We start from the raw sequence: 16089 nt of genomic DNA, 5'->3' as shown, positions 1-16089 counted from the left end.
CATGACCGATGAGACACAGCAGCAGTCCGCGACGCCGACGACGACGGACGGGGTGCGATCCCTCGCTGTGATCGTCCTCGCAGCGGGCCAGGGCACACGCATGAAGTCCGCGACGCCGAAGCTCCTGCACACCATCGCCGGTGTGCCGATCCTCGGCCATGTCCTCGCGACGGCGCGTGCGCTCTCGGCCGATCACGTCGTGACCGTGGTGCGCCACGAGCGCGACCGGGTCGCGCAGATCGTCCTGGACGAGCTCCCGGGGTCGACGGTCGTCGACCAGGACGAGATCCCCGGAACGGGGCGCGCGGTCGAGCAGGCCGTGTCGGCGCTCCCCGCGGACTTCGCCGGAGACGTCCTCGTGGTGAACGGTGACGTTCCCCTCCTCGACTCCGACACGCTCGGTCAGCTCCTCGCCCGCCATCGGGCCGGGGCGGCGGCGGCCACCATCCTCTCGGCCATCCTCGACGACGCCACGGGATACGGCCGTGTGGTGCGCGGGGACGACGGCTCGGTGTCCGCGATCGTCGAGCAGAAGGACGCGGGAGAGGCGGAGCTCGCGATCACGGAGATCAACGCGGGGGTCTACGTGTTCTCCGCCGTCCGGCTGCGCGAGCAGCTCGCGTCCCTCACGACGGAGAACGCCCAGGGCGAGAAGTACGTGACCGACGTCGTCGGCCTGCTGCGCACCGCAGGCCATGAGGTCCACGCTGTGCCCGTCTCGCAGCCGTGGGTGGTCGAGGGCGTCAACGACCGCGCGCAGCTCTCACGCCAGGCCGCTCGGCTCAACGCCCTCATCATCCGCAAGTGGCAGCTGGCCGGCGTCACGGTCGTCGACCCGGCGACCACGTGGATCGACCTTCGTGTCACCCTGGCACCGGACGTGACGATCAAGCCCGGAACGCAGCTGCTCGGAGCCACCGTCGTGGAGACGGGAGCCACGATCGGGCCGGACACGACGCTCGTGGACTGCGAGATCGGCGAGGACGCGGAGGTGCGCCGCACCGACGGAACCCTCGCGGTCATCGGCGCCGGCGCGACTGTCGGCCCGTTCGCCTACCTCCGCCCCGGCACGATCCTCGGCGCGGCTGGCAAGATCGGAACCTTCGTCGAGACGAAGAACGCCGAGATCGGCCCGCGCAGCAAGGTGCCGCACCTCTCGTACGTCGGAGACGCCACGGTCGGGGAGGGCGCGAACATCGGGGCCGGCACGATCTTCGCCAACTACGACGGTGTGAACAAGCACTCGACGGTCGTGGGCGACGAGGTCCGCACGGGGTCGCACAACGTGTTCGTGGCGCCCGTTAGAATCGGTGACGGAGCGTACACGGGTGCGGGAACGGTCGTCCGGAAGGACGTGCCCTCCGGCGCCCTCGCCATCAATGTGGCGCCCCAACGGAACCTCGAAGGCTGGACGGTCTCCAACCGTCCCGGCAGCGCGGCCGCGGAAGCGGCCGAGTCGTCCGCCCCCGACGAGAGTCCCGAATCGGGTCGATGACGGGCCGCTGAACGAAGCAGAGCAGTAGAGCGCAACAGCCGGAGACGGCAGGAAGCAGGGCCAGTGTCCGGCATCAAGATCAGCGGAGAGAAGCGCCTCGTGCTCGTATCGGGACGGGCGCACCCCGCTCTCGCCGAGTCGATCGCCGAGGAGCTCGATTCGGAGCTCGTCCACACGGACGCCAGGACCTTCGCGAACGGAGAGATTTACGCGCGCTACGACGAGAGCGTGCGCGGGAGCGACGCGTTCGTCATCCAGTCGCACTGCGCGCCGATCAACGAGTGGCTCATGGAGCAGCTCATCATGGTCGACGCGCTCAAGCGGGCGTCGGCCAAACGCATCACCGTCGTCGCCCCGTACTACCCGTACGCGCGGCAGGACAAGAAGGGCCGCGGCCGCGAACCCATCTCTGCACGGCTCGTCGCCGACCTCTTCAAGGCCGCAGGCGCCGACCGCATCATGTCGGTCGACCTGCACGCCGCCCAGATCCAGGGCTTCTTCGACGGTCCCGTCGACCACCTCTTCGCCATGCCCGTCCTCCTCGAGCACTTCCGCGAGAAGCTCGACCCCGAGACCCTCACCGTCGTCTCGCCCGACATGGGGCGCGTGCGCGTGGCCGACATCTGGAGCGACAAGCTCGGCGCTCCGCTCGCGATCATCCACAAGCGGCGCGACCCGCTCGTTCCCAACCAGGTCTCCGTGCACGAGATCGTCGGAGAGGTCGAGGGCCGGGTCTGCCTGCTCGTCGACGACCTCATCGACACCGGCCGCACGATCGTGAAGGCCGCAGAGGCTCTCAAGGCCGCCGGCGCGATCGGCGTCGTGGTCGCAGCGACCCACGCCGTGTTCAGCGACCCCGCGACCGAGCTCCTGCAGTCCGCCGCGATCGACTCGGTCGTCGTCACCGACACCCTCCCGATCCCGGAGGAGAAGCGCTTCCCGACCCTCCAGGTCCTGCCGATCGCACCGCTCATCGCGCGCGCGATCCACGAGGTCTTCGACGACGGTTCGGTGACGTCGATGTTCGACGGCGCCGCCTGACCCGAGGCTCCTTACGCCGCGACCGCGGCACCGATCGTTCACCCGGGTGATGCAGAATCGTCCGGTGACGTCAACACCTCTCGACCGCCGGCTCGGTCTCGGCGACGCCGTGCTCATCGGTCTCGGATCGATGATCGGCGCGGGGGTGTTCGTCGTGTTCGCCCCGGCGGCGGACGCGGCCGGATCCGGTCTCTTCGCCGCGCTCGGCGTCGTGGCCGTGATCGCCTGGTGCAACGCGCGCTCCACGGCGCAACTCGCGGCGGTCCACCCGACGTCGGGTGGAGCCTACGCGTATGGCCGGGCCGAGCTGGGCCCGTGGTGGGGCTTCGTGGCGGGGTGGAGCTTCGTTCTCGGCAAGACCGCGAGTTGCGCCGCGATGGCACTCGTGGTCGCCGCATACATCGCACCGGACGGGTGGGAGCGTCCCGTCGCTGTGGTGGTCGTCGTCGCGCTCGTCGTCGTCAACGTGCTCGGGATCAGCAAGACGGCAGCGCTCACGCGGGTCATCGTCGTCCTCGTCCTGGTCGTGCTCGCCGTGGTGGTGGCGGCGGGAGTCGCGGCCTCCGCGAGCGGTGGGGGACCGGCCGTCCGGCTCGAGGGGTCGTCTGCGTACGGTGTCCTGCAGGCGGCGGGTCTTCTCTTCTTCGCGTTCGCCGGCTATGCCCGGATCGCCACGCTGGGCGAGGAGGTGCGCGATCCACGGCGCACGATCCCGCGCGCCGTGACGATCGCCTTCGCCACGGCACTCGGCGTGTACGCCGCGATCGCGTTCGTGTGCGTGCTCGTGCTGGGTGTCGACCGCCTCGCGACGAGCACGGAGCCCCTCGTCGACGTCGTGCACGCCGCCGGGTGGGACGCCCTCGGTCCGGTCGTCCGGGTGGGGGCAGCCCTTGCGGCGCTCGGCGCGCTCCTCGGCCTCCTTGCCGGGATCGGGCGGACGGCCCTCGCGATGGCTCGCGAGCGCGACCTGCCCGGCTGGCTCGCGCACGTCGAGTCGCGGTCACGCGTTCCGGCACGTGCCGAGGCGGTCGTCGGAGCGTCGGCCATACTGCTCGTGCTCGTCGCCGACGTCACGGCTGCTGTCGCGTTGTCGTCCGTCGGGGTTCTCCTGTACTACGCCGTCGCGAACCTCTCCGCGCTGCGATTGGTGCGACGGTCGCGGTCGGTCCGCGGCCTCGCGGTGTCGGCGTTCGTCGGCCTGGCCGGGTGCGTCGTCCTCGTCGTCACTCTTCCGCCACTCCCGGTCGCGTGCGGCCTCGCGGTCGTCGCTCTCGGGATCGGCGGCCGCGCCCTTGTCATCGGTCGCCGAGGCCGCCGTTCCGTGCGCGCTGAGTGATCGCGCGCTGAGTGATCGCGCGCTGAGTGATCGCGCGCCGAGTGATCGCGCGCCGAGTGATCGCGGGCCGAGTGATCGCGGGCCGAGGGCTGCAGATCCGTGTCGAGGGCGGCAGGTGCAACTGGCGCCCTCGCTCGGGAGTAGCCCTTTGGGGGTGGGGCGTGGAGGGTGGGGGTCAGTAGAGGAAGATCGGGAACCACTCGCGCGTGTGGGCGTGCACGAGAACGAGGAACAGCACGAAGTCGAAGAGCAGGTGCACCGCGACGACGAAGCTCAGTGACTTCGTGAGCGTGAACGTGAGGCCCTGGATGAGGGCGAACGGGAAGATGAGCAGGGGACCCCACGCGTGGAAGCCCAGCTCCCACAGGAACGACGTGAAGATCACCGCCTGGAGGATGTTCGCCGTCCACATGCCGTAGTGGCGCCGGAGCAGTGCGAAGCACGTGCAGATGAAGAAGAGCTCGTCCCAGATCCCGAGGGCGTTCGTGCCGAGGAACAGGCGGAAGATCGAGCCGGCGTCGGTCGCGGCCGGCCAGTTCTGGTAGACGCCCGTCGACACCATGTAGACGGGCAGGATGAGGTAGCCGAGCACGACGATCCCGACGAGGTAGCCGTACTCCCGCTTCGTCCAGCGCTTCCCGGTCAGCACGGGGAATCGCACCGCGTGGTCGCGGAACCAGAAGCGCGACGCGAGGTACGGCCCGAGCACGGCCACGATGAGGGCTGCCCCCATCACGAGCATGTGGCCCCACTCGATGTTCGTGCTCACCTCCACGAGGCTCACGACGAAGACGCCGAACGCGATGAGCGAGAGGTCCCGTCCGAGCGACCGGTCGACGAGGAACGCGACGCCGACGGCCGCGAGCAGCACGAGGTACGCCCACGGTCGCCAGTGCACGCCGAAGAGCAGGAACCCCGAGAGGGACAGCAGAACGCCGGGAACGAGACGGATGAGCCTGTCGCTCATCGTCCCGTTCCCGGCGTTCGTGGCCGCAGATCCGGAGAGGGTCGTATCCGTCATGTTCTCGCCCGTCTCCGTGTCCGTATCGCGATCAGTGCGTGTCGACGGCGCTGATCTCGGAGCGGTCGCCCGACCACAGTGTGTGGAAGGTGCCCTCCTTGTCGACGCGCTTGTAGGTGTGCGCTCCGAAGAAGTCGCGCTGGCCCTGCACGAGTGCCGCCGGGAGGCGGTCGGCTCGCAGTCCGTCGTAGTACGAGAGCGACGACGAGAACGCGGGCGCCGGGATGCCGGCGTGCGCGGCCGTCGCGACGACGCGGCGCCAGCTGTCCTGCGCCCCAGCGACGGCGTCGCGGAAGTACGGGGCCGTGACGAGCGCCACGAGGCCGCTGTTCTCGGCGTACGCCTCGGTGATGCGGTTGAGGAACTGGGCACGGATGATGCAGCCGCCGCGCCAGATCTTCGCGATCTCGCCCTTCCGGATGTCCCAGCCGTACTGCTCGGCGCCCGCGACGATCTCGTCGAAGCCCTGCGAGTAGGCGATGATCTTCGAGGCGTAGAGCGCACGGCGCACGTCCTCGATGAAGGTCTCGGGGTCGTCGACGGTCCACGCGTCGCTCGGTCCGGGCAGGTCCGTCGCGGCGGCACGCTGCGCCGGCTTCGAGGAGAGCGAGCGGGCGAACACGGCCTCGGCGATGCCGGAGACGGGGATGCCGAGGTCGAGGGCCGTCTGCACGGTCCAGGCTCCGGTGCCCTTGGCTCCGGCCTGGTCGAGGATCACGTCGACGAGGGGCTTGCCCGTCTCAGCGTCGACCTGGCGGAGCACCTCCGCCGTGATCTCGATGAGGTAGCTCTCGAGCTCGCCGGTGTTCCACTCGGCGAAGACGTCGGCGATCTCGGCGGGGGACTTGCCCGTGCCGCGGCGGATGAGGTCGTAGGCCTCGGCGATGAGCTGCATGTCCGCGTACTCGATGCCGTTGTGGATCATCTTGACGAAGTGGCCGGCGCCGTCGGTGCCGACGTGCGTCACGCACGGCTCGCCCTCCGCGACGGCGGCGATGGAGGAGAGGATCGGGCCGAGGGTCTCGTAGGACTCCTTCGAGCCGCCCGGCATGATGCTCGGGCCGTTGAGCGCGCCCTCCTCGCCGCCGGAGATGCCGGCGCCGACGAAGTGGATGCCCGTCTCGCGGACGGCCTTCTCGCGCCGGATGGTGTCGGTGAAGAGGGCGTTGCCGCCGTCGACGATGATGTCGCCGGGCTCGAACACCTGTGTGAGCTGGTCGATGACCGCATCGGTGCCGGCCCCGGCCTTCACCATGATGATCGCGGTGCGCGGGGTCTGGAGGCTCGCGGCGAACTCCTCGATCGTCTTCGAGCCGACGAAGCCGGCCTCGGGGTGCTCGGAGAGGAGTGTCTCGGTCTTCTCGAACGAGCGGTTGTACACGGCGACCGTGTTGCCCTCGCGGCTCGCGAGGTTCCGGGCGAGGTTCGAGCCCATCACCGCCAGTCCGACTACTCCGATGTTGGCTGTTGCTGCTGCGTTCTCCGCCATGGACGGTACTCCTGTCGATTCAGTTCTCGTGAGGTCGCGCGCCGTCGACGGGCGCAGTCGATCCTTCCTCAACGATACCGATGATCGGACGGGATACCCTGCGGATGACCCCGACGCTCGGACCGCCCCGCTCGGGCAGCGGGGGTCTGGCCGGGGGGTCTGGCAGGGCGGGGGGTCTGGCAGAGTGGGGGATGGCCGCCCCACCGACGACGTCAGGAGCACGGACGCATGAGCGACACCCCGAGCGAATCACCTTCACCGACCCGACGGCACCCGCACGTCGTCGTGATGGGTGTCTCGGGGGCCGGCAAGAGCACCATCGGCGCTCTCGTCGCCGCATCGCTCGGCGTGCCCTTCGTGGACGGCGACTCGCTGCACCCCCTAACGAACGTCGAGAAGATGGCGGCGGGCCACCCCCTCGACGACGACGACCGCTGGCCGTGGCTCCGCACCGTGGGGGCCGCTCTCGCGTCTGCCGGCGACGGCGGGCTCGTGATCGCCTGCTCAGCGCTCCGCCGCTCGTATCGTGACGCGATCCGTGAGGAGGCGCCCGAGACCGTGTTCCTGCATCTGCACGGCGAGCGGGACGTGCTCGCCCACAGGCTCGAGGGCCGCAGCGACCACTTCATGCCGGCGAGCCTCCTCGATTCGCAGTTCGCGACGCTCGAGGAGCTCCAGGACGACGAGCGCGCGGTCGTCGTGGACGTCGACGCCGAGGTCCCCGCTATCGTCGACGCCGCGGTCGAGGGGATCGGCGCGCTCTGACGACGGCCCCGTCCCGGTCCGTCCGCGTCTCGTCGGTTCGGGGCGCGCCAGCCGCGTGGGGTAGACTCTCCCACTGAACTTCGGCGAGGGAACCCGTCACCGCTTCGGCGGCAGCGGGAACCGTTATCGACGCGGTGAGCGGGCTTCGCGGCTTTTCCTCACGCGCTATGCGTTCGAGTTGATACAACAGTCCCGCCCGGGACCGGCGACGCCGGTTCTGTGCGACACGATCTGGGCCCTGAACGGTCCGCTAGGAGAAACACCATGTCAGACGACAACAAGGTCATCACCGAGGTCCGCGAGTCCTTCGGTAAGGGAGCGGCCCGCAAGATCCGCGCCGCCGGCAAGATCCCCGCCGTCATCTACGGCCACGGCACGGACCCGCAGCACGTCACGCTGCCCGGCCACCAGATGCTCCTCATCGTGCGCAAGGCCAACCAGGTCATCACGCTCGACATCGCCGGGAAGGAGCAGCTCGTCCTCGTCAAGGACGTGCAGCGCGACCCGGTCCTCTCGATCATCGAGCACATCGACCTCATCGTCGTCCGCAAGGGCGAGAAGGTCACGGTCGACGTGCCCGTGCACGTCGAGGGCGAGTCCTACCCCGGCACGATCGCGAACCTCGACGCCACGTCGATCTCGCTCGAGGTCGAGGCCACCCACATCCCCGAGCGCGTCACCGTCTCGGTCGAGGGCCTCGAGGAGGGCGCGCAGATCACCGCAGCCGACGTCACGCTCCCCGCTGGTGCGACGCTGCTCAGCGAGCCGGAGACGCTCATCGTCGGCATCACCACGCCGCCGGCCCCGACCGAGGACGACCTCGCGGCCGACGAGGCCGCTGCCGAGGCCGGCGCCGAGGCCGGCGTGGACTCCGACGAGTCCTCCGACTCCGAGTAGTCGACCCTCTTCAGCACCGCACCCATGGCGGACGTCTGGCTCGTAGCCGGGCTCGGGAATCCCGGGCCCGGCTACGCGGCCAACCGTCACAACGTCGGCCAGATGGTGCTCTCGGAACTCGCCGCCCGCATGGGCGCACGGTTCTCGCGGCACAAGACGCCGAACCTCGTCGCCGAGGGACGCGTCCGCCCTGGCGGTCCGAAGCTCGTGCTCGCCGCACCCACCACCTACATGAACGAGTCGGGTCGAGCGGTCTCGCCGCTCCTCGACTATCTCTCCATCCCGGCCGATCGGCTCATCGTGATCCACGACGAGCTCGACATCCCGTTCGACACCGTGCGCATCAAGAGCGGCGGCGGTCACGGCGGTCACAACGGGATCCGCGACATCATCAAGGCCACCGACGCGGCCCCCTTCGTCCGGGTGCGCGTCGGCGTTGGCCGCCCTCCGGGCCGGCAGGATGCAGCCGACTTCGTGCTGAAGGACTTCTCCTCCACCGAGAAGCAGAGTCTGCCGTCGCTCATCGCCGATGCGGCGGACGCGGTCGAGGCGATCGTCGACGAGGGCCTTCTCTCGGCGCAGCAGCGCTTCCACGCGCCGCCCGCCTGATCATCCGGTCCACCCGCGCTACCCCAGCCCCGGTGTCGGTGGTCCCGCGTAGACTTCTCTGGTGACTCTCCAGGGCCTGATTCCTGCGCTTTCGCGCGCCTCCAGCTTCCAGAAGGCCCTCGGCTACGCCGGTCGTGATGCGGACTTCTCCGCCACGGACGGCCTCCGTGCGCCTCTCCTCGCCGGTCTCGTCGAGGCGCGTCGTGCCCGTGGCGAGTCCGGCGCCCTCCTCGTCATCACGCCGACGGGGCGCGAGGCCGAGTCCCTGCGCGCATCGCTCGCGAGTCTCCTCCCCGCCGCCGAGATCATCGAGTTCCCCGCGTGGGAGACGCTGCCGCACGAGCGGTTGAGCCCGAGTGCCGAGATCGTCGGCAAGCGCATCCACGCGTTGCGGCGCATGCGCACCTGGAACGGAGCCGACCCGCTCATCGTCACGGCCTCGGTGCGCGCGGCGTTGCAGCCGATCGCCGACAACCTCGCCGACGTCGAACCCGTCGTCCTCACGGCCGGAGCGCGCGGGGAGGACCTCCGCGTCATCACCCAGCGTCTCGTCGAACTCGCCTACGTGCGCGTCGACATGGTGTCGCGGCGCGGCGAGTTCGCCGTGCGCGGCGGCATCCTCGACGTCTTCCCGCCCGTCGCCTCGCATCCCGTTCGTGTCGAGTTCTTCGGAGACGAGGTCGAGACGGTCCGCGCCTTCAGCGTCGCCGATCAGCGCTCGCTCCCCGAGAAGCTGCAGAGCGTCGAGCTGCCGCCCAGCCGCGAGCTCCTCCTGAGCGACGGCGTGCGCCAGCGGGCGTCCGAGATGGTCCACGAGTTCCCGAGCCTGTCGTCGATCCTCGAGAAGGTCGCGAACGGCATCCCGGTCGAGGGCATGGAGTCGCTCGCGCCGGCCCTCGTCGACCGGCTCGTGCCTGTGACGCACTACATCCCCGTCGGCTCCGCGATCGCCGTCGTCGCGCCCGAGCGCGTCGCCTCGCGCTCCATCAGCCTGTCGGAGACGAACCGAGAGTTCCTCGCCGCGGCGTGGAGTGCGGCCACGGCCGGTGCCGAGGCGCCGATCGACCTCGAGAGCGGCGAGTTCCTCAGCATCAACACCCTCAACGAGTCGCGTGAGAAGCGCGGGAAGCGTGAGCCGTGGTGGACGATCAGCTCGTTCCAGATGGGTCCGTCCGACCTGCCGGTGGACGCGGACGGATCGCCGGTCGACATCGATGCGGACGAGATGCTCACCGTGCGGGTGGACGGTGAACCCGTCCCGAGCTTCTCCGGAAACGTCGACGGCGCCGTCGACCACGTGGCCGAACTCCTGCAGTCCGCGTGGTCCGTCGTCGTCGTGTCGCAGGGCGCTGGCCTCGTGGAGCGCGCGCGCGACGTGCTCTCCGAGCGCGGGCTCGCCGCCCGCATCGTCGACGTCCTCCCCGAGGAGACCGAGCCAGGGGTCGCGTACCTCCTGCAGGCGTGCGCCGACCACGGTTTCGAGATGCGCGAGGAGAAGCTCGCGGTCATCGGCGAGTCCGACTTCTACGGGCGGTCGGCCGGGTACGACTCGCGGTCCGTCAAGAAGCTCGCGTCGCGTCGCAAGAACGTCGTCGACCCGCTGCAGCTCACGGCGGGCGACCACGTCGTGCACCAGACGCACGGCATCGGCCGCTTCGTCGAACTCACACAGCGTGAGGTGTCGTCCGGCGGCCGCAACCCCACGAAGACGATGCGCGAGTACCTCGTCCTCGAGTACGCGCCGTCGAAGCGCGGCTACCCGGGCGACCGCCTGCTCGTGCCCACCGATCAGCTCGATCTCCTCACCCGATACGTCGGGGGAGAGGCGCCGGCTCTGTCGAAGATGGGCGGCAGCGACTGGGCCCAGGCCAAAGGCAAGGCCCGCAAGGCCGTCCGTGACATCGCCGTCGAGCTCGTCAAGCTGTACTCGGCGCGTATGGCGTCACGCGGGCACGCCTTCGGGCCGGACACGCCGTGGCAGCGCGAGCTCGAGGAGGCCTTCCCCTTCGCGGAGACACCCGACCAGCTCACCACGATCGACGAGGTCAAGCGCGACATGGAGAGCCCGATCCCCATGGACCGCCTGCTCTCCGGCGACGTCGGCTTCGGCAAGACCGAGGTCGCGGTGCGCGCGGCGTTCAAGGCGGTGCAGGACGGGAAGCAGGTCGCGATCCTCGTGCCGACGACCCTGCTCGTGAAGCAGCACTTCGAGACGTTCCAGGAGCGCTTCGCCGGTTTCCCCGTGCACTTGCGCGCCCTGAGCCGCTTCCAGACGGACAAGGAGGCGAAGGAGACGCACGACGGACTCGAGCGCGGGACCGTCGACGTCGTCATCGGCACGCACCGCATCCTCACCGAGAAGGTGCGCTTCAAGGACCTCGGTCTCGTCATCATCGACGAGGAGCAGCGGTTCGGTGTCGAGCACAAGGACGCCCTGAAGAAGCTCAAGACCAACGTCGACCTCCTCGCGATGAGTGCGACGCCGATCCCGCGCACCCTCGAGATGGCCGTCACGGGCATCCGCGAGATGTCCACCCTCGCGACCCCGCCGGAGGAGCGGCACCCGGTGCTGAGCTTCGTCGGCCCGCGCAGCGACAAGCAGATCGCCGCCGCGATCCGTCGCGAGCTCCTGCGCGAGGGTCAGATCTTCTTCGTGCACAACCGTGTCTCGAGCATCAACCGGGTGGCGTCGGAGATCGCCGAGCTCGTGCCGGAGGCGCGCATCGCGATCGCCCACGGCCAGCTCTCGGAGCACGTGCTCGAGCAGGTCGTCGTCGACTTCTGGGAGCGGCGCTTCGACGTCCTCGTCTGCACGACCATCATCGAGACGGGCCTCGACATCCAGAACGCGAACACGATCATCATCGACCGTGCCGACAAGTACGGGCTCAGCCAGTTGCACCAGTTGCGCGGTCGGGTCGGTCGTGGCCGCGAGCGCGCCTACGCGTATCTCCTCTACGACGAGTCGAAGCCGCTGTCGGAGACGGCGAACGACCGTCTCTCGACGATCGCCGCGAACAACGAGCTCGGCAGTGGAATGCAGGTCGCCCTCAAGGACCTCGAGATCCGCGGTGCCGGCAACCTGCTCGGCGGGGAGCAGGCCGGTCACATCGCGGGCGTCGGTTTCGACCTCTACCTGCGGATGATCGGCGAGGCCGTCTCCACCTTCCGTGGCGACGTCGCGGAAGGTCAGACGGAGCTCCGCCTCGAGCTCCCCGTCGACGCCCACATCCCGGACGACTACGTCGACAGCGAGCGACTGCGCCTCGAGGCGTACCAGAAGCTCTCGGTCGCGAGCGCCCCGACGTCGGCCGACGACCAGATCGATCTCGTCGTCGACGAGCTCACGGACCGCTACGGCGAGCCGCCCGCCGCGGTGGCGACACTCGTCGAGGTCGCCCGCCTGCGCCGACGGGCCCAGAAATCCGGGCTCGGCGAACTCGTCGCGATGGGCAGCAACCTCCGGGCCGCGCCCGTGGAACTGCCCGACTCCCTGCAGGCACGGATGCGCCGCATGTACCCGCAGGGCAAGTTCATGAAGCAGACGAACGCTCTCGTCGTGCCCATGCCGCGAGTCGATGGCGAGCCGCTCGCCGACCACGACCTCATCGCCTGGGTTCGTCAGTTCCTCGACGCGATGGTGCCGCTTCCGAAGGACGAGAAGTCGAAGGAGTCGGCCGAGCGCACCGCGTGAGGCGCTCGGCGTGACGCGCGCGACGCGATGGCGCTCGGACCGGCCGAGCGCGCCTCAGCTTCCGCGCTGGTACACGTCCGGGATGCCGTCGGCGTCGGCGTCCTCCGCCTCCTCGGCGGCGACGCGCGCGTAGTGCCGATTGCGCAGGCCGAGGACGACGGTCGCGAGCAGGGCGGCGATGAGCGAGGCGAGCAGGATGCCCACCTTCGCGTGGTCGTCGTGCGGGCTGCCCTCGCCGAACGTGAGCCCGGCGACGAGCAGCGAGACGGTGAAGCCGATCCCGGCGAGGAGGGAGACCCCGATGAGGTCGATCCACCGGACGGCGCTGTCGAGGCTCGCGCGAGTGAGCGTCGTGAGGAGCCACGTCACGCCGGTGATGCCGATGACCTTGCCCACCACGAGCCCCAGGACGACGCCGATCGTCACCGTGTCGGTGAGCGCAGCGGCGAACCCGTCGCCCACGACGGTCACGCCGGCGGCGAAGAACGCGAACACGGGCACGGCGAAGCCCGCCGAGATCGGACGGATGCGGTGCTCGAACACCTCGGCGAGTCCCGGCCCGGCCTCGGGTCCCCCCGCCGCCGCGCTGCGGATGACGGGGACGGTGAACGCGAGGGCGACGCCCGCGATCGTGGCGTGCACGCCCGAGGCGTGGACGAGCGCCCACGCGGCGAAAGCGATCGGCACGAGGATCACCCACCCCGTCCAGATGCGACCGCCGAAGAACCGACGGTACCGCTGGACGAGGAATCCGAACAGCGCGATCGGCACGACGGCGAGGGCGAGGGCGACGAGGTCGATGTCGTCCGTGAACACGAACGCGATGATACCGATGGCGATGAAGTCGTCGACGACAGCGAGGGTGAGGAGGAAGATCCGCAGAGCCGCGGGGAGCTTCGAGCCGATGATGGCGAGGACGGCGACGGCGAAGGCGATGTCCGTCGCGGTGGGGATCGCCCACCCCCTGACCGTCTCGGGGTCTCCGGCGTTCACGAGCGCGTAGATGAGAGCCGGAACGATCACGCCGCCGACCGCTGCGAGCACCGGGACGACGGCCGTCTTGGGATCGCGGAGGTCGCCGGCGATGAACTCGCGCTTGAGCTCGAGGCCGACGATGAAGAAGAAGATCGCGAGGAGGCCGTCGGACGCCCAGTGCCCGATGCTCAACTCGAGGTGCCACGGCTCGTAGCCGAAGGTGAGGTCGCGGAGCGCGTAGTAGCCGGGGGACGCGGGCGAATTGGCCCAGATCAGCGCGGCGACGGCCGCGATGAGCAGGAGGGTGCCCCCGACGCTCTCCTTGCGGAGGATCTCGTCGATGCGGAGGGATTCGCCGTAGGTGCCACGTCCGAAGACGCGCCGACGGACCGGGGGAGTCGGGTCCAGGGGAGGGGTGTCGAGAGGAGTGCTGTCCTGAGGGGCGTCGTCGGTCACGGGGGTCCTTCGAGGTACGCGAACGGGAATGACCGCCGCGATCCGCGGCGGGCCGACCAGACTTCCCGGCTCTCCGGCATCCATTCTACCGTCCGGCCCGGCGTATCCTGGCCGGACGGCACGGCGGACGGATGGAGAGATCATGACGGCGGCGGATCCATCTGACGTGGTGGCGACCCTTCGCGCAGGGTTCGACGCGGGGCTGACGAAACCGCTCTCCTGGAGGAGAGCGCAGTTGCGTGCCCTCCGTCGTCTCCTCGTCGAGTCGGGCCACGATCTCGAGCAGGCTCTCGCGCTCGACCTGGGGAAGTCCGCAGCGGAGGCTCAGGTCTCGGAGATCGGCGTCGTCGTCGCCGAGGTCGACCATGCCCTCCGCCACCTCCGACGCTGGGCGCGCTCCGTCCCGGTCCCGGTCCCCGTCACACTCGCGCCGGCCTCTGCCCGCGTCGTCCCTGAGCCCCTCGGCGTCGTCCTCGTGATCGGTCCGTGGAACTATCCCGTCCAATTGATCCTCGGTCCGCTCGTGGGTGCTCTCGCCGCGGGGAACGCCGTTGTGCTCAAGCCGAGCGAGCTCGCTCCGGAGACGAGCGCCATCCTGGCACGCCTCGTGTCTCGACACCTGGACCCGCGAGCGGTCGCCGTCGTCGAGGGCGGCGCCGAGACGACGACCGCGTTGCTCGGCCGGCGCGTCGACCACATCTTCTTCACGGGAGGGGGTGCCGTCGCCCGCATCGTCGCGCGTGCAGCCGCCGAGAACCTGACGCCCACGACGCTCGAACTCGGCGGGAAGTCCCCGGTGTGGATCGACGACACCGTCGACATCGAACAGGCCGCGAGGCGTCTCGCATGGGGGAAGTTCATGAACGCCGGCCAGACGTGCGTCGCCCCGGACTATGTCCTCGCCACTCCAGCCGTCGCGTCCCGGCTGACGGGAGTGCTCGCCCGAGCCGTCGAGTCCTTCTACGGAGTGGACCCGTCGACGAGCGCGGACTACGGCCGCATCGTGGCCGATCGCCACGTGGAGAGGCTCGCCGGGCTGCTCGAGGGGCAGCGCGTGTCGGTCGGCGGCACGGTCGATCGAGCCGCGCGCTACATCGCTCCGACCGTCGTGGACGGTACGCGCCTCGACTCGGCCCTCATGGAGGAGGAGATCTTCGGGCCGATCCTGCCGATCGTCCACGTCCAGGACCTCGACGAGGCCATCCGCGTCATCCGTTCCCGCGAGAAACCGCTCGCGCTCTACGTCTTCAGTTCCTCCCGAGAGGTCGAACGACGGATCCTGCGGGAGACGTCCTCCGGTGCCGTCGGCATCGGGGTGCCCTCCGCGCATCTCCTCGTTCCGGGACTCCCGTTCGGCGGGGTCGGCGCGAGCGGCTCCGGCGCCTACCACGGCAAGCGTTCCTTCGACACGTTCACCCATGAGAAGGCCGTGCTGAGGAAGCCTCTCTCCCCGGACACCGTCGCTCTCGTGTATCCGCCGTTCACGGCGCGCCGCGAAGGTTTCATCAGGCGCGTGATCGCCCGTACCGGCGCGAAGAGACCCTCGTGACCGACCGGATCGCTCGCCAGGACGGGTCGGAGGCGTCGACGGCCTCGGTCCTCCCGCAACTGTCCCGTCTCGTCGTGGCGATGGAGGACGTCCTCGATCGCTGCGTCTGGAGCCGGACGATGACACACGAGTCGTTGCTCACCTACCTCATCGAGGAGAGCTACGAGCTCGTCGACGCCGTCGAGTCCGGCATCGCGGACGACGTGCGAGAGGAGCTCGCCGACGTCCTGCTCCAGGTCGTGTTCCACTCGGCCATCGCCGCCCGGGAGCCAGGGGAGGGATTCGGCATCGAGGACGTCGCCGCCTCGGCTGCCGACAAGATGATCCGTCGCCACCCGCATGTCTTCGCCGGAGTGGAGGCTCCCACCGTCGACGACGTGCTCCGCGTGTGGAGCGCGGCGAAGGCTGCGGAGAAGGCGGACCGAGAGAGCATCATGGATGGGCTCCCCTCGTCGCTCCCGTCCCTCGCGCTCGCCGCGAAGACCATCGGGCGCATCGATCGCGCCGGCCTCTATACCGACGTGCCCGATGCCGACGTGCCCGATGCCGACGTGCCCGGTGCCCCCTCGACGGGCACGACCGGTGCGATCACAGACGAGGCCACCCTCGGCCGCCTCCTCCTCGGGATCACCGCGGCGGCGTCGCGCGCGGGCCTCGACCCGGAGCGCGCCCTGCGGAGGGCGACGGTCGAGCTGCAGGACGAGGTGAGGGCGACCGAGTCGTCACGACGCTGAGGGACGCGGTGCGATCGGGGCCCGCGTG

12 protein-coding genes are annotated in these 16089 nt (G+C 69.8%); 9 read left to right on the top strand and 3 right to left on the bottom strand.

Annotated elements, in window-relative coordinates:
• Window position 1 precedes the first annotated feature (1 nt).
• From glmU to CLV49_RS00110, 3 genes are all read left to right on the top strand, one after another.
• Window positions 2–1495 carry a bifunctional UDP-N-acetylglucosamine diphosphorylase/glucosamine-1-phosphate N-acetyltransferase GlmU gene (gene glmU / locus CLV49_RS00120; RefSeq protein ID WP_106561709.1) on the top strand — a complete coding sequence of 498 codons (1494 nt, stop codon included), beginning with the start codon at window positions 2–4 and terminating at the stop codon, window positions 1493–1495.
• A gap of 63 nt (window positions 1496–1558) precedes the next feature.
• Window positions 1559–2536 carry a ribose-phosphate diphosphokinase gene (locus CLV49_RS00115; RefSeq protein ID WP_106561708.1) on the top strand — a complete coding sequence of 326 codons (978 nt, stop codon included), beginning with the start codon at window positions 1559–1561 and terminating at the stop codon, window positions 2534–2536.
• Between the two features lie 49 nt (window positions 2537–2585).
• On the top strand, window positions 2586–3872 hold the full coding sequence (locus tag CLV49_RS00110) for an APC family permease (protein WP_106561707.1): 1287 nt from the start codon (window positions 2586–2588) through the stop codon (window positions 3870–3872).
• Window positions 3873–4047: 175 nt separating this feature from the next.
• On the opposite strand, the gene CLV49_RS00105 is transcribed toward CLV49_RS00110, so the two are convergent.
• Both CLV49_RS00105 and gndA read right to left on the bottom strand, forming a co-directional pair.
• Window positions 4048–4893, bottom strand: a complete 846-nt coding sequence (locus CLV49_RS00105; RefSeq protein ID WP_341810368.1) for a CPBP family intramembrane glutamic endopeptidase — start codon at window positions 4891–4893, stop codon at window positions 4048–4050.
• A 31-nt stretch (window positions 4894–4924) separates the two neighbouring features.
• A complete protein-coding gene (gene gndA, locus CLV49_RS00100) occupies window positions 4925–6382 on the bottom strand; it encodes an NADP-dependent phosphogluconate dehydrogenase (RefSeq protein WP_106561706.1) in 1458 nt (485 codons plus the stop codon).
• A 228-nt stretch (window positions 6383–6610) separates the two neighbouring features.
• Here gndA and CLV49_RS00095 point away from each other — a divergent pair, with 228 nt between their 5' ends.
• The 4 genes from CLV49_RS00095 to mfd all read left to right on the top strand — a co-directional run bounded on the left by CLV49_RS00095 (window position 6611) and on the right by mfd (window position 12347).
• Window positions 6611–7147, top strand: coding sequence for a gluconokinase (locus tag CLV49_RS00095; RefSeq protein WP_106561705.1), 537 nt, complete (start codon window positions 6611–6613; stop codon window positions 7145–7147).
• Window positions 7148–7411: 264 nt separating this feature from the next.
• A complete protein-coding gene (locus CLV49_RS00090) occupies window positions 7412–8044 on the top strand; it encodes a 50S ribosomal protein L25/general stress protein Ctc (protein WP_106561704.1) in 633 nt (210 codons plus the stop codon).
• 24 nt (window positions 8045–8068) lie between these two features.
• Complete coding sequence (gene pth / locus CLV49_RS00085) at window positions 8069–8653, top strand: aminoacyl-tRNA hydrolase (protein ID WP_106561703.1); 585 nt, start codon at window positions 8069–8071, stop codon at window positions 8651–8653.
• Window positions 8654–8714: 61 nt separating this feature from the next.
• The gene (mfd, locus tag CLV49_RS00080) at window positions 8715–12347 is read left to right on the top strand and encodes a transcription-repair coupling factor (protein ID WP_106561702.1); all 3633 of its coding nucleotides are present in this window, start codon (window positions 8715–8717) and stop codon (window positions 12345–12347) included.
• A gap of 54 nt (window positions 12348–12401) precedes the next feature.
• Here the strand turns inward: mfd and nhaA are convergent, their stop codons facing one another.
• Window positions 12402–13778 carry a Na+/H+ antiporter NhaA gene (nhaA, locus tag CLV49_RS00075; protein WP_424977988.1) on the bottom strand — a complete coding sequence of 459 codons (1377 nt, stop codon included), beginning with the start codon at window positions 13776–13778 and terminating at the stop codon, window positions 12402–12404.
• Window positions 13779–13920: 142 nt separating this feature from the next.
• Between nhaA and CLV49_RS00070 the strand changes: the two genes are divergently transcribed.
• Together CLV49_RS00070 and CLV49_RS00065 are read left to right on the top strand one after the other, a co-directional pair.
• Window positions 13921–15327, top strand: coding sequence for an aldehyde dehydrogenase family protein (locus CLV49_RS00070; RefSeq protein WP_106561700.1), 1407 nt, complete (start codon window positions 13921–13923; stop codon window positions 15325–15327).
• Complete coding sequence (locus CLV49_RS00065) at window positions 15324–16061, top strand: nucleoside triphosphate pyrophosphohydrolase (RefSeq protein ID WP_243696495.1); 738 nt, start codon at window positions 15324–15326, stop codon at window positions 16059–16061. The genes CLV49_RS00070 and CLV49_RS00065 overlap by 4 nt, the downstream gene beginning before the upstream one ends.
• Window positions 16062–16089 lie beyond the last annotated feature (28 nt).

The organism is Labedella gwakjiensis (assembly GCF_003014675.1).
GTDB lineage: Bacteria > Actinomycetota > Actinomycetes > Actinomycetales > Microbacteriaceae > Labedella > Labedella gwakjiensis.
Note: the sequence above shows the minus strand (reverse complement) of the source record. Positions and strands in the feature narration are given on the sequence as shown.